We start from the raw sequence: 13,368 nt of genomic DNA, 5'->3' as shown, positions 1-13,368 counted from the left end.
CTCAGAACTGATACCGACGCAGGCGCGTCTGGATGGCGAAGAGGTAGAGGCAGACGCCGGTGAGGATGATGAAGAACATCATCGAGGCGATGGTCGAGCCCATATAGGGATCGCCCGTCTGCAACTGGAAACCGAAGAAGGTGCGGTAGAGGAAGGTGCCGAGAATATCGGTCGCGTAGTTCGGCCCGGCAAGCGCTCCCTGCGCCGAATAGATCAGGTCGAAGGCATTGAAGTTGCCGACAAAGGTCAGAACCGAAATGATGCCGATGGAAGGCAGGATCAGCGGCAGCTTTATCTTCCAGAACTGCGACATGCCGGTGATGCCGTCGCACTCGGCAGCCTCGATCACCTCGTCGGGGATCGACAGCAGGGCGGCATAAATCAGCATCATCGGGATACCGACGAACTGCCAAACCGAAATCAGCCCGAGCGTTGTCAGCGCGTATTCCTCCTTGCCGAGCCACGGCACGAACAGGCTCTTCAGGCCGACGAGATCGAGCAGGTTCGGCGCCACGCCCCAGAGCGGGCTGAGGATCAGCTTCCAGGCAAAGCCGACGATGACGAAGGACAGCACGGTCGGAATGAAGATCGCCGTTCGGTAGAACGCGCTAAAGCGCAGTTTCGGGCTGGAAAGCAGGGCTGCCAGCGCGATACCGATCGGGTTTTGCACCAGCATGTGGATGATGAAGAACCAGGTGTTGTTCCACAGCGCATTCCAGAAGGTGGCCGACCAGCGCGGATCGAAGAACAGCCGGCGGAAATTGTCGAGCCCGGCAAAGATGCGCGAGTGGTGGCCGTCGGCGGTGAACAGCGACAGCTGCAGCGTGCCGAACAGCGGTAGGATCATGATCGCCGTATAGACGAGGACCGCCGGCGCCAGGAAAACGGCGATATGCCAGCGGAATGGGCGCCTGTTTTCGATGTTTCCGGCCATGGTCTAGCTTTCCAAACTCGGTGCTGGAATTGATAGGTGGGCGCTGCCCCTTATCCGCCTGCCGGCACCTTCTCCCCGTAATGACGGGGAGAAGGAGGAAGCTCCAACGTTGACGCCCCCCTCTCCCCGCCCTTCACGGGGAGAGGGTAAGGGTGAGGGGCAGCGCCGACAATTGCAATTATGAAGCCGGGCCGCGCATGATGCGCGACCCGGCCCTGCTGCCTGAGCTTTATTTTGCCGGCTTGTACCAGCTGTCGAGGCCGTCCTGCAGCTTCTTGGCTGCAACGTCGGGCGTATCAGTGCCGTTGATGACGTTGGCCGATTCGACCCAGGTCTCGTTTTCGAGGTTCGGCGTGCCGCGCGACAGGATCTGGTAGGTCGAGCGGATCGTCGGCTTGCACTTCTCACGCCAGGAAACAAATTCCTGCGCCAGCGGGTCTTCCATCTTCACCGGCGTCGAGGACAGGCTGAAGAAGCCCGGCAGCGCGTTGGCGTAGATGGTGGCGAACTCAGGCGAGGCGACCCAGGACAGGAATTTCTTCGCTGCTTCGGGGTTCTTGCTCTTGGCGTTGAGCCCGATGCCGATGTCGTTATGGTCGGAGATGTAGCAGGTGTCGCCGGCCTTGCGCACCGGCGGCGGGAAGGCGCCCATCTTGAACTGGGCCTGCGTGTTGAACACCGAGATTTCCCACGAGCCGGCCGGGTAGATCGCGGCGCGGCCGAGCGTGAACAGGTTCTGGCTGTCCGGGTAGCTCTGCGCTTCAAAACCGTCGCCGAGATAGGGCTTCCACTTGGCAAGCGTCGCATAGGGCTCGACCCAGTCCGGATCGGTCAGCTTCTGGTCGCCCTTGATGAGCGCCAGGCGGCCTTCCTCACCCTTCCAGTAGGTCGGGCCGATGTTCTGGTAGCCCATGGTCGCGGCTTCCCAGAGATCCTTGGTGCCCATCGCCATCGGGACATAGGTGCCGTCGGCCTTGATCTTCTCAAGCGCTGCGAAGAATTCTTCCTCGGTCGCCGGCGGCTTGATGCCGAGCTTGTCGAAGGCTTCCTGATTGTAGATGAAACCGTGGATGACGGATGCCATCGGCACGCAGAAGGTCGCCTTGCCGTCGTCGGTCGTCCAGGCAGACTTGGCGACGTCGGAGAAGTTTTCCATGCCGGGCAGGCTGGCGAGGTCGGCAAGCTGGCCCTTGTTGTAGAGTTCGAGCGAGGCGTCGAACGGGCGGCAGGTGATGAGGTCGCCGGCGGAACCGGCATCGAGCTTGGCGTTCAGCGCGGCGTTGTACTCGGTCGGCGCGGATGGCGCGAAGGTGACCTTGACGCCGGGGTTTGCCTTTTCGAAGGCGGGGATCAGCTTTTCCTGCCAGATGGCAAGATCGTCATTGCGCCAGCTTTCGACAGTAAGCGCGGCGTCCTGGGCGGCAGCGAACCCGGCCGAGCCGAGGATGCTGGTTGCCATCAGAAGCGTGGTTAGTGCCGTACGTTTCATTTTGGTTCTCCCTGTTGACCTGTTCAGGTTCGATTTTGATGAGAGCCCTCGCTCTCCTCCATTCTCGACAAGACGGGCGAAACTCGGCCCGTATTCTCGAGCAGTCTCAATGCTGCGCCGGCATTCGGACGCCGGCGGCAGGCAAGATCGCTTCCGCGTCGGAGGATGGTTGGTGCATGATCGCAGGCGGCTGCACTTGCAACGCGCCGGCCCTTTCGTGCACCATTCCGGTACGCGTTTCGGCCATCAAATCTCCTCCCTGGATCGACAATACCAAAAAAATACCACTTGTCCAGCCGCGTTAACATTTTTGCTGGCTGCCGCAAGGTGAGGTCAATAAAACGATTTAAATTCAATGATTTCGCATTTGCGAACCGGTGAAAAGAAATTAACCCTTGGCTATTGGTATTTTATTGGTATCATAGTCATTGAGGAGACTTCACAGTGAATCTGGTGCTCGGAATAGATGGCGGCGGCACAAGCTGCAGGGCCGCATTGGCGACGGCTTCCGGCGATGTCGTCGGCCGCGGCAAGAGCGGCCCGGCCAATATCATGACCGATCTGGACGGTGCCCGCCACAACATCGTCGAGGCGGCGCGGCTGGCCTTCGTCGAGGCGAGCATGGACCCCGGCCTCATCCCGGATACCTCTGCCGTTCTCGGCCTCGCCGGCACCAATGTCGGCGGCTACAAGCAGCAGCTCGAAGCGATCCTGCCCTTCCGCCGCAGCCTCGTCGAAAGCGATGCACTGATCGCTATGAATGGCGCGCTCGGCGACCATGACGGCGCCATCGCCATCATCGGTACCGGCTCGATCTTCATGTCGCGCAAGGGCAGCGCCATGCAGACCATCGGCGGCTGGGGTTTTTTGCTCGGCGATCTCGGCGGCGGCGCGCGCATCGGCCGCGACCTGCTGCAGGAAACCCTGCTCGCCCATGACGACATCCGCCCCGGCTCGGCGCTGACGCAGGCGGTGATGGAGAAATTCGCCGGTGATCCGCGCGATATCGTCAAGTTCGGCGCGGCCTCGAAACCGGCCGATTTCGGTACTTTCGCGCCGATGGTTTTCGACCATGCCGGCAAGGGCGACCCGGTTGCCGCGCGCGTGCTCCGGCGCGCCGTTGGTGATCTCGAGGAAGCGCTCGATGCGCTGAAGCTTGAGCCCGGCCAGCGGCTTTGCCTGCTCGGCGGTCTCGCTGGCTTGGTCGCGCCCTATATGTCGGCGCGCTATCAGGCGATGCTGCATGCCCCGCTTCAGGATGCGCTGGGCGGCGCCGTGACGATGGCGGCGCGGCTATTCGGCAATGCCGGAGCGCCCGCCCATGCCTGACGTCGCGGAACAGATTTTCTCGACCGTGAAGGCATCTGCGCGCAACGGTGCGCCGCTCTACCTGCAACTGAAAAAGAGCATCGAGGACGCGGTGCAGCGCGGCGTCATCGGCCCCGGCGACGCGCTGCCTTCCGAGCGCGATATCGCGGTGAAGGCCGATGTGTCGCGCGTCACCGTGCGCAAGGCCGTGCAGGATCTGGTCAAGGGCGGCATTCTTGTGCAGCGCCACGGCTCCGGCACCTTCGTTGCGCCGCGCGTCGAGCGTGTCGAGCAATCGCTTTCGCGGCTGACCTCGTTCACCGAGGACATGGCGCGGCGTGGCATGGCGGTGACCTCGACCTGGCTCGACCGTGGCGTCTATCCGCCGTCGCCCGACGAGATCATGGTGCTTGGCCTGTCGGCCAAGGAACTGGTCGCCCGCATAAGCCGCCTGCGCATCGCCAACGACACACCGCTGGCGATCGAACGCGCTTCGCTTTCGGCGACCGTTCTGCCGGACCCGACCGCCATCGGCTCCTCGCTCTATGCGGTGCTGGAGCGCACGGGAAACCGCCCCGTTCGCGCCGTGCAGCGCATTTCCGCGGCCAATCTCGGCGAGGCGGACGCAAAGCTGCTCGACGTGCCGCCCGGTTCGGCCAGCCTGAATATCGAGCGGATTTCCTATCTGGCGACCGGCAAAGTCATCGAATTCACCCGCTCCATCTATCGCGGCGACGCCTATGATTTCGTCGCCGAACTGCGCCTGGCGGGTTCGGAATAGCATCTCGGAGACTGTAAGTGACTGACACCACCCATATGCGGCGCGAAATCGTCGAAATACCCGACGCTGTGGCACGCCTGCTCGACGGCTCCGGTCAGGCGCTGACTGACGCCGGCCGCGACATCAGGGAGCGCGACCCGCGCTTCATCGTCACCGTCGCGCGCGGCTCTTCCGACCACGCTGCTTCCTTTCTGAAATACGCGATAGAGCTCACTGCCGGGCTGGCGGTCGCCTCCGTCGGTCCCTCCGTCGCCTCGATCTATGGCGCGAAACTTCGCCTTGCCGGCTCAGCCTGCCTGGCGATCTCGCAATCCGGCAAGAGCCCGGACATCGTCGCCATGGCCGACGCCGCCCGCAAGGCCGGTTCGCTGACGATTGCGCTGACCAACACGCCGGACTCACCGCTGGCAAAAGCGTCCGATCACACGATCGACATTCTCGCCGGCGTCGAAAAAAGCGTGGCCGCCACCAAGACCTTCATGAATTCGGCGGTCGCCGGGCTGGCGCTGATGGCGCATTGCACGAATGACGACGCGCTGATGAATGCGCTGCGCGACCTGCCGGTGCATCTGGCAAAGGCGGTCGATTGCGACTGGATGGAACTGGCCGCAGCACTTGCCGATGAAAGCTCGCTGTTCATTCTCGGCCGCGGCCCGTCCTTCGCCATCGCCAACGAGGCGGCGCTGAAGTTCAAGGAAACCTGCGCCATGCATGCGGAATCCTACAGCGCAGCCGAGGTCATGCACGGCCCGCTGGCGCTGGTGCGCCCCGGCTTCCCGGTGCTGGCGCTGGCGGCGCGCGATGCGTCGGAACCGTCCATGGCCGATGTCGTCGGCCGGCTCGCCGAAAAGCACGCGGCGGTCTTCATGACATCGGAAAAAGCAGGTAAGGCAACGCGCCTGCCCTATGTCGCCACCGGCCATCCGCTGACCGATCCGCTGGCGCTGATCGTTTCCTTCTACGGCTTCGTCGAGGCCTTCGCCCGCCATCGCGGGCTGAACCCCGACGAACCGCGAAACCTGAGAAAAGTGACCGAGACCCTATGACCGACAGCTTTGCCATTGCCGGCGCACGCATTTTCGACGGACAGGCGTGGCACGAAGATTCTGCCCTGATCGTTCGCGATGGCAGCGTAGAGCGCATCGCGCCTCGCAGCAGCCTGCCCGCAGGCATACGCCTGATCGAACTCGACGGCGGTCTGCTCGCGCCTGGTTTCATCGACCTTCAGGTCAATGGCGGCGGCGGGGTGATGCTGAATGACGGTCCGTCGGTGGAGGCGATCCGCACCATCTGCGCGGCCCACGTGCCTTTCGGCACCACGGCGCTGCTGCCGACACTGATCACCGACACGCCGGAAATCACCGAGGCTGCAATTGCTGCCGGCGCGCAGGCAGCGCTGCAGAAAGTGCCGGGCTTCCTCGGCCTGCACCTCGAAGGCCCGCATCTGTCCAAAGCCCGAAAGGGCGCGCATGATCCGGCGCTGATCCGGCTTATGACCGACGAAGACGAAACCCGGCTGATCGCCGCACGCGAAAAAATGCCGGTGCTTCTGACCACCGTTGCGCCCGAGTCGGTCGATGAGCGCCGCGTCGCCGAGCTTGCCAGCGCCGGCGTCATCGTCAGCCTCGGCCATTCCGACACCAGCTACTTGACGGCGCAATCCATGGCTGCCGCCGGCGCCACGATGGTCACCCATCTGTTCAACGCGATGAGCCAGATCGGCAATCGCGAACCGGGTCTCGCAGGCGCCACGATCGACACCGGCACGCTTTCGGCCGGGTTGATCGCCGACGGCATCCATGTCGACCCCGCGACCATCAAAATTGCCCTGCGCGCCAAGCAGGGACCAGCGCGGATATTCCTCGTCACCGACGCCATGGCGACCATCGGCACCGACATGAAGTCGTTCACGCTGAACGGCCGAACGATCCGCCGCGAGAATGGCCGGCTGACACTGGAGGACGGCACGCTGGCGGGCGCCGATCTCGACATGATTTCGGCGGTGCGTTTCATGCACGAGACCATCGGACTTGAGCTCGACGAGGCGCTGCGCATGGCCTCGCTTTACCCGGCCCAGAGTGTCGGGCAGGCCCATCGCCTCGGCCATCTCGGCGAAGGCACTGCCGCCAGCATCGTGCATCTGTCGGACGCGCTGGATGTGGAAGGCGTGTGGATCGAGGGCGAGAAGGTTTTCGGCGGCGCTTTCCCTCCCCGGTGAGGCGCGGTCGCCAAGGGCGGCAAATCGATAAATCGTTGTCGATTGGCCTGCTTTGATGGTTCTGCGCCCTTCCCTTTGCTCGTGCTGCGACCCGAGGATGACGAACTGGGTGTTTGGCTCTCGCTAATCGCCAACGCCTGAGATTGGCGGCAAGCCTAAATGCAATTCGTCATTCTCGACCTCGTGAGCGAGGAACGAGCGGAGAGTGTCGGGAATCCATGCCGGAATGGAGAAGAGCGTCGGCGGTGCAGAATTTAATACGAACAGAAACCGAGCCGTATTTGACGAGGCGCGGACCAATCGAGCCTACGCGGACTTCGCTCGCCTTAGGGACGACGACACCACGGACGTAACCGCCAGCTATCGATGCTTAAGCTTGCCGCCCAAGATTTTCGGAGGAAACGGGAAAAGCGAGCGACACCCGCCGCCCGCCAAAAACTCAGCCGACGAAAGCGCGTTCGACGACGAAGGTCGAGGGGTGGCTGAGGGAGCCTTCGTCGAAGCCGAGGCTTTCGGCGAGTTCCTTGACGTCCTTCAGCATATGCATCGAGCCGCAGATCATGATGCGGTCGGTTTCCGGGTTCAGCTTTTCGATGCCGAGATCGGAATAGAACTTGCCCGAGCCGATCAGCGCCGTGATGCGGCCCATGTGGGAGGATTCTTCGCGCGTCGTCGTCGAATAGAGCGTGACGCGGCCATGGGTGAGTTCGCCGATCAGCGGATCGTTCTCCAGCCCTTCGACCAGCTCCTTGCCATAGGCAAGCTCGGCCACATCGCGGCAGGTGTGGGTGAGGATGACCTGATCGAACTTTTCATAAGTGTCGGGATCGCGCAGCAGGCTGGCGAAGGGGGCCACGCCGGTGCCGGTCGAGATCATGAACAGGCGCTTGGCCGGGGTCAGCGCGTCGACCACCAGCGTGCCTGTCGACTTCTGGCGCATAAGCACGGTGTCGCCGGGCTGGATCTTCTGGAGATGCGAGGTCAGCGGGCCGTCCGGCACCTTGATCGAGAAGAATTCCAGTTCCTCGTCCCAGGCTGGGCTGGCGACCGAATAGGCGCGGAACACCGGCTTCTCGGCATTGGGCAGGCCGATCATGACGAACTCGCCCGAGCGGAAGCGCAGCGACTGCGGCCGGGTGATGCGGAAGGAGAACAGCCGGTCGGTATAGTGCTTCACCGAAACGACGGTCTCGGCGTGAACATTGGCCGGAATCGGGAAATCGAGCGGCTTGGCGCCGACGGTATTCAGGGCAGTCGCGGTGTTCATCGAAACCAAACCTTGTGCCTGCGGCGGCGCAAAAACATCGCCTTGCGAACCATGGCCTGACTGCCCGGCGCGCCACCACAAATCCCGAAACGGTATACTCTTGTGTCCGAAATTTATTAGTATACAAACGATATTGACGTCAAGATAGCGACGTGAAACACCTTTCCAATCTACTTCCCATCCTTAGGCCGTACATTTCGGGTTTCGAGCATGGTTGAGAATTATTCCTCAAATGCCGGAAGTGTGGTCGCCGGTATCGATGTCGGCGGGACCTTTACCGACCTGCTGATGATCGATGGCAGAAGCGGTGGCCGGGTGCACATCGCCAAGACGCCGACCACCGTCCACAACCAGGCTTTCGGCGTGGTTTCGGCCCTTGCCGACACCGGCTTTCCCATTCCCGAGATCGACCTGATCGTGCATGGCACGACCACCACCACCAATGCCGTGCTGGAGCGGCGGCTAGCGCGCACCGGCATGATCACCACGCGCGGCTTTCGCGACGTGATCGAGCTTGGCCGACGCACGCGGCCGCAGGCCTACGGCATGACGGGCGTGTTCGTGCCGGTCATTCCGCGCGACTTGCGGCTTGAAGTGTCGGAGCGCGTCGAGGCGTCCGGCGCGGTGCGGATCCCGCTCGACGAGGCTGAGATGCGAGAGGCCGTGCGGCGGCTGATCGAGGCCGGCTGCGAATCCCTCGTCATCCATTTTTTGCACGCCTACGCAAATCCAGAGCACGAGAAACGTGCAGCCGAGATCGCGAGGGAAAGCTGGCCGAACGGCTACATCACCACCGGCCACGCGCTGCTTTCGGAGGCGCGCGAATTCGAGCGCGGCGTGACAGCTGCCGTCAACGCCTCGGTGCAGCCGATCCTCGAGCGCTATGTCGAGCGGCTGCGCACGGAGCTGGAAGCGCGCGGCTATGGCCGCGATTTCCTGATCATGAACGGCAATGGCGGCATGATCTCGGCCCGCTTCGTCACACGTGAATCAGCCAAGACGGTGATGTCTGGCCCGGCTTCGGGCGTGATTGCTGCGGCCTATACCGGCAAGCGCGCCGGCTATGAAAACCTCGTCACCTACGACATGGGCGGCACCTCGACCGACGTTGCGCTGATCCAGAACGCCGAGCCGGCGGTGTCGAACGAGACCGAGATCGAATATGCGATGCCGATCCATGTGCCGATGGTGGCGGTGCACACAGTGGGCGCCGGCGGGGGCTCGATCGCGCGCGTCGATGCGTCGGGACTGATCCAGGTCGGGCCGGAAAGTGCAGGGGCCAATCCCGGTCCGATCTGCTACGGGCGCGGCGGCACGGAACCGACCATCACCGACGCCAATCTTGTGCTGGGGCGGCTCGACCCGAAAAAGCTGCTGGCGGTGGAAAACCCGGTAACGGTCGAGCATGTGCGCGCGATCTTTGCTGACAAGATCGGGCGCGCGACCGGCCTTGACGGTGTGGCTGCGGCGGGTGCCGTCCTGCGGCTCGGCAACATGAAGATGGCGGGCGCGATCCGCATGGTTTCGGTGGCGCGCGGCCACGACCCGCGCGACTTCGCGCTGTTCGCTTTCGGCGGTGCAGGGCCCTTGCACGCAACAGCGCTTGCTCGCGAACTCGGCCTGCCGAAAGTGCTGGTGCCGGCGCGACCGGGCATCACCAATGCGCTCGGCTGCGTCGTTGCCGACCTGCGCCACGATTTCGTCAACACCGTCAACCAGCCGGTGGCGAGCGTGGACGAGGCCCGTATTGCGGAAATCCTGGAAAGGCATCGCGAGGAGGGTGCGGCGCTGATCGCCAAGGAGGCCGTGAAGCCGGAAAGCATTCGGGTGACGCATTCGGCCGACATGCAGTTCGTTGGCCAGACCCATATTCTCAACGTACCGCTGCCGTCGGCGCAAGTGGACCGCGCCACGCTGCAGAGCCTGTTTGAAAAAGCCTATTTTGCCCGCTTCAAGGTCGAGCTTCCGGAGATCCGCGCCAATCTCGTCAACCTCAACACCTCGGTCACCGGCGTGCGTCCGGCAGTCGATCTTTCGCGGCTGATCGACCCGGCGGGGCGGGCCGCGACATTGGAAGGCGCGCTGCGCGAGACGCGGCCGGTCTGGTATGATGGCGCATGGCACGACACGCCGGTCTACGCCCGCGAAAAGCTGCCGCTGGATGCTGAGATCGAGGGGCCGGCCATACTGGAGCAGATGGACGCGACGACGGTGCTGGAGCCTGGTGATAAGGCGCGGTCGGATGCGGATGGGAATATTGTGATCGAGGTGGGGAAGTTATGAAGCGGAACCCCCTCTTCGTCGCGCTTCGCGCGCCACCTCTCCCCCTTACAGGGGGCGAGGAACCCAAGCCTTGGCAGGTTCGAGAAAACGTTGCGGCAGCGGTTCCTCGCCCCCATGAAATGCGGGAGAGGTGGCGCGCGAAGCGCGACGGAGAGGGGGTGCTTGCCCCATCCTTGTTGTACTCGGCCGGAGCCTGATCATGTCGCTCGACGCCATCACCCTTTCCGTCATCCAGGCAGCGCTCCAACAAACCTGCGACGAGATGGACCTGACCTTCAGCCGTGCCGCCTTCTCGCCGGTCATCGCCGAGGCCAATGACCGTTCCGACGGCATCTATTCGGCCGAGGACGGCTCGCTGATCGCGCAGGGTTCGCAGGGCCTGCCGGTGTTCGTCGGCGTCATGCAGTATTCGACGCGCACGATCATCGAGATGATCCGCGACGGCAGATGCGCAGCCCCGGAAGAGGGCGACATCTATATCGTCAATGATCCTTATCTCGGCGGCACGCATCTGATGGATGTGCGCTTCGCCATGCCGGTGTGGCGCGGGGGCAAGATCTTCTGCTGGCTCTCCAACACCGGCCACTGGCCCGACATCGGCGGCTCGGTGCCGGGTGGGTTTTCGGCCTCGGCGACGGCGGTGGAGCAGGAGGGTCTGCGCCTGCCGCCGGTAAAACTGTTCAAGAAGAAGATGCTCGATCAGGAGATCTATTCGATCATCTGCTCCAACATCCGCGTTGCCGACCAGCGCATCGGCGATATTCGCGCCCAGGCAGCAGCGCTTTATGTCGGACAGGATCGGCTGTTTGCGATACTGGATCGTTACGGTGACGAAACGGTGGTCGAGTCCATTGCCGAGCTGCGCAGGCGCGCTGCAGAGCAGATGCGCGCGTATATCGCGCCGATCCCGGATGGCACCTACCGCTCGAAGGCCTTCGTCGATTCCGACGGCGTGGTCGACCAGCCGCTGACCATCGCGCTGGCGATCGAGAAAAAGGGCGATACGCTGACCTTCGATTTCGAGGGATCGAGCCCGCCCTGCATCGGCCCGATGAACAGCGTGCTGGCGACGACCTTGTCTTCGGTCTATCTCGCCATGCGCCACATTTTTCCCGACGTGCCGATCAGCGCCGGAGCTTTCGAGCCGCTGGAGGTGAAGCGGCCGGAGGGAACGTTCCTCGACGCCAGATACCCGCGCCCGGTTTCCGGCTGTGCGGCAGAGGTGTCGCAGCGCATCGCCGAGGCGGTGTTTGCCGCCATGGTGCAGGCAGTGCCCGAAAAAGTGACGGCAGCACCCGCCGGCTCCAGCGGTAATTTCGCACTCGGCGGCAGCGACCCGGTGCGGGGCAGGGACTACGTCATGTACCAGATCTCCGGCGGCGGCTATGGCGGCAATCTTTCCCATGATGGCCTTTCCAATGGCTGCTCGACCATCGGCATTTCGAAATCGCCACCGGTGGAAATCATGGAACAGGCCTATCCCGTGCTCTACCGCCACTATGCGCTGCGCGAAGGCTCGGGCGGCGCCGGCGAGCATCGCGGCGGTTTTGGTTTGGCCTATGAGGTCGAACTGCTGCGCGGCGAGGCGCGCGCATCGTTCGTCATGGACCATGGCCGCGTCGGGCCGCAGGGCGCGCGCGGCGGCAGCGATGGCGCGGTCAATTCGGTGACTGTTTATCGTGGCGGCGAGGCGCATGTGCCGCCGCATCTGTCGAAGGAGCAGGACATTCCGCTGAAGGCCGGCGACCGCGTGCAGGTCGGCACGCCCGGCGGTGGCGGCTATGGCGATCCCTTCAGGCGCGATCCTGAACTGGTGCTGCGCGATGTCCGGCTTGGCTACTACACCGCCAAGCAGGCAGCGGCGATGTTCGGCGTTGCGGTGGTGGCAGATACGATCGACCGGGAGGCGACGCAGGAACTGCGGGAAACACCCGCTGCCTGACTTATCCTTGGCGGGGCACTGTCCCAAAAATCATAGCGAGCGTCGCATCCTTGCAGGCCCTGTTTCCTGTGTGGGATAAAATTCCCCGATAATCATAATGAGGGGAATTCAAGAATGCGCTGTCTTGTGCTTGCTGCTTCCGCCTTTGCGCTCATGCTCGGTTCTGCCGCCGCCGAAGGCGGAAAATTGAAGCTCGGCACCGAGGGCGCCTACCCGCCCTTCAACTACGCCACCGCCGACGGCAAGCTTGCCGGCTTCGATATAGATATCGGCAATGCGCTCTGCGAAGAAATGAAGGTCGAATGCGAATTCGTCGTCCAGGATTTCGACGGTTCGATTCCCGCACTTCAGGCCGGAAAATTCGACGCCATCATCAACATCACCATCACGCCGGAGCGGGCGGAGAAGGTCGATTTCACCCACAAATACTACCAGACGCCGCCGGCCATCGCCGTGCCGAAGGATTCGCCGCTTACAGGCGCCACGCCGGAAGACCTCAAAGGCAAGGTGCTGGGCGTGCAGAACGCCACCATTCACGCCAACTTCGCCGAGAAGGAATATGCCGGCTCCGAGGTCAAGTCCTACCCGACCGGCGATGATGCCCGCGCAGACATGGCCAATGGCCGCGTTGATGCGGTGATGGACGGCTCGATCATCCTGACCGAATGGCTGAAGACCGATGCCGGCGCCTGCTGCAAGCTGCTCGGCACGCTGACGCCCGACCCGGCTGTGCATGGCCCCGGTGTCGGCATCGCGCTGCAGAAGGGCAACAAGGAATTGACCGGAAAGCTGGACGCCGCAATCGACGCGCTGCGCGCCAACGGCAAATACAAGGAAATCAACGACCGGTATTTTTCCTTCGACGTCTACGGCGGCTAGAAGGCTAAATCTTCTGCGCCGTCTTCATGCCCTTCAGATGCGTGCATTTGATTTTCACATATTCGCCGGGGCGCTGCCTGGCGAATGAGGTCGACGCGATCAGCGCCTGACCCTGCATACCGCAGGAAATGGCGCTGGCCGTCTGCGGGCCGCTGATGACGTCGAGGGCGGTTTCCATCTGGCAGTCGACCGGGGAAACATTGACTGAGCAGACAAGGATCATGATCTGGAGCATGCTTTTCACGCCTTCCGTGAAACGGTTGCTCC

General features: G+C 63.1%; 11 protein-coding genes. 7 read left to right on the top strand and 4 right to left on the bottom strand.

Going from position 1 to position 13,368, the window contains the following annotated elements; translation table 11 throughout:
* Position 1: 1 nt before the first annotated feature.
* Both WBQ96_RS12010 and WBQ96_RS12005 read right to left on the bottom strand, forming a co-directional pair.
* Complete coding sequence (locus WBQ96_RS12010; protein ID WP_336550597.1) at positions 2 to 934, bottom strand: carbohydrate ABC transporter permease; 933 nt, start codon at positions 932 to 934, stop codon at positions 2 to 4.
* A gap of 229 nt (positions 935 to 1,163) precedes the next feature.
* The gene (locus WBQ96_RS12005; RefSeq protein ID WP_336550598.1) at positions 1,164 to 2,423 is read right to left on the bottom strand and encodes an ABC transporter substrate-binding protein; all 1,260 of its coding nucleotides are present in this window, start codon (positions 2,421 to 2,423) and stop codon (positions 1,164 to 1,166) included.
* 444 nt (positions 2,424 to 2,867) lie between these two features.
* Here WBQ96_RS12005 and WBQ96_RS12000 point away from each other — a divergent pair, with 444 nt between their 5' ends.
* The 4 genes from WBQ96_RS12000 to nagA are packed head-to-tail and all read left to right on the top strand — an operon-like array spanning position 2,868 to position 6,730.
* Positions 2,868 to 3,752 carry a BadF/BadG/BcrA/BcrD ATPase family protein gene (locus tag WBQ96_RS12000; RefSeq protein ID WP_336550599.1) on the top strand — a complete coding sequence of 295 codons (885 nt, stop codon included), beginning with the start codon at positions 2,868 to 2,870 and terminating at the stop codon, positions 3,750 to 3,752.
* Positions 3,745 to 4,512, top strand: a complete 768-nt coding sequence (locus WBQ96_RS11995) for a GntR family transcriptional regulator (RefSeq protein ID WP_336550600.1) — start codon at positions 3,745 to 3,747, stop codon at positions 4,510 to 4,512. The genes WBQ96_RS12000 and WBQ96_RS11995 overlap by 8 nt, the downstream gene beginning before the upstream one ends.
* Positions 4,513 to 4,547: 35 nt before the next feature.
* Positions 4,548 to 5,558, top strand: a complete 1,011-nt coding sequence (locus WBQ96_RS11990) for an SIS domain-containing protein (RefSeq protein WP_336550647.1) — start codon at positions 4,548 to 4,550, stop codon at positions 5,556 to 5,558.
* Positions 5,555 to 6,730 carry an N-acetylglucosamine-6-phosphate deacetylase gene (nagA, locus tag WBQ96_RS11985; RefSeq protein ID WP_336550601.1) on the top strand — a complete coding sequence of 392 codons (1,176 nt, stop codon included), beginning with the start codon at positions 5,555 to 5,557 and terminating at the stop codon, positions 6,728 to 6,730. Before WBQ96_RS11990 ends, nagA begins: the two co-directional genes overlap by 4 nt.
* A gap of 439 nt (positions 6,731 to 7,169) precedes the next feature.
* On the opposite strand, the gene WBQ96_RS11980 is transcribed toward nagA, so the two are convergent.
* Positions 7,170 to 7,997, bottom strand: coding sequence for a ferredoxin--NADP reductase (locus tag WBQ96_RS11980; protein ID WP_165119150.1), 828 nt, complete (start codon positions 7,995 to 7,997; stop codon positions 7,170 to 7,172).
* A gap of 210 nt (positions 7,998 to 8,207) precedes the next feature.
* On the opposite strand from WBQ96_RS11980, the gene WBQ96_RS11975 reads away from it, so the two are divergent.
* The 3 genes from WBQ96_RS11975 (at position 8,208) to WBQ96_RS11965 (ending at position 13,101) form a co-directional block, all read left to right on the top strand.
* Positions 8,208 to 10,280, top strand: a complete 2,073-nt coding sequence (locus WBQ96_RS11975) for a hydantoinase/oxoprolinase family protein (protein WP_165119149.1) — start codon at positions 8,208 to 8,210, stop codon at positions 10,278 to 10,280.
* 199 nt (positions 10,281 to 10,479) lie between these two features.
* Positions 10,480 to 12,222 carry a hydantoinase B/oxoprolinase family protein gene (locus WBQ96_RS11970; RefSeq protein ID WP_336550602.1) on the top strand — a complete coding sequence of 581 codons (1,743 nt, stop codon included), beginning with the start codon at positions 10,480 to 10,482 and terminating at the stop codon, positions 12,220 to 12,222.
* A 114-nt stretch (positions 12,223 to 12,336) separates the two neighbouring features.
* On the top strand, positions 12,337 to 13,101 hold the full coding sequence (locus WBQ96_RS11965) for an ABC transporter substrate-binding protein (protein ID WP_336550603.1): 765 nt from the start codon (positions 12,337 to 12,339) through the stop codon (positions 13,099 to 13,101).
* A gap of 4 nt (positions 13,102 to 13,105) precedes the next feature.
* On the opposite strand, the gene WBQ96_RS11960 is transcribed toward WBQ96_RS11965, so the two are convergent.
* A complete protein-coding gene (locus WBQ96_RS11960; RefSeq protein ID WP_165119146.1) occupies positions 13,106 to 13,336 on the bottom strand; it encodes a hypothetical protein in 231 nt (76 codons plus the stop codon).
* Between the last annotated feature and the right edge of the window lie 32 nt (positions 13,337 to 13,368).

Source organism: Mesorhizobium sp. CCNWLY176, from assembly GCF_037153935.1.
Classification (GTDB): domain Bacteria; phylum Pseudomonadota; class Alphaproteobacteria; order Rhizobiales; family Rhizobiaceae; genus Mesorhizobium_M; species Mesorhizobium_M zhangyense.
This window is presented reverse-complemented; position numbering and strand designations above follow the sequence as displayed.

Coding starts and splice junctions, on each gene's coding strand:
- WBQ96_RS11965 (WP_336550603.1), top strand. CDS start 12,337: ATGCGCTGTCTTGTGCTTGCTGCTTCCGCCTTTGCGCTCATGCTCGGT.
- WBQ96_RS11990 (WP_336550647.1), top strand. CDS start 4,548: ATGCGGCGCGAAATCGTCGAAATACCCGACGCTGTGGCACGCCTGCTC.
- WBQ96_RS11970 (WP_336550602.1), top strand. CDS start 10,480: ATGTCGCTCGACGCCATCACCCTTTCCGTCATCCAGGCAGCGCTCCAA.
- WBQ96_RS11975 (WP_165119149.1), top strand. CDS start 8,208: ATGGTTGAGAATTATTCCTCAAATGCCGGAAGTGTGGTCGCCGGTATC.
- WBQ96_RS12010 (WP_336550597.1), bottom strand. CDS start 934: ATGGCCGGAAACATCGAAAACAGGCGCCCATTCCGCTGGCATATCGCC.
- WBQ96_RS12005 (WP_336550598.1), bottom strand. CDS start 2,423: ATGAAACGTACGGCACTAACCACGCTTCTGATGGCAACCAGCATCCTC.
- nagA (WP_336550601.1), top strand. CDS start 5,555: ATGACCGACAGCTTTGCCATTGCCGGCGCACGCATTTTCGACGGACAG.
- WBQ96_RS11980 (WP_165119150.1), bottom strand. CDS start 7,997: ATGAACACCGCGACTGCCCTGAATACCGTCGGCGCCAAGCCGCTCGAT.
- WBQ96_RS11960 (WP_165119146.1), bottom strand. CDS start 13,336: ATGCTCCAGATCATGATCCTTGTCTGCTCAGTCAATGTTTCCCCGGTC.
- WBQ96_RS11995 (WP_336550600.1), top strand. CDS start 3,745: ATGCCTGACGTCGCGGAACAGATTTTCTCGACCGTGAAGGCATCTGCG.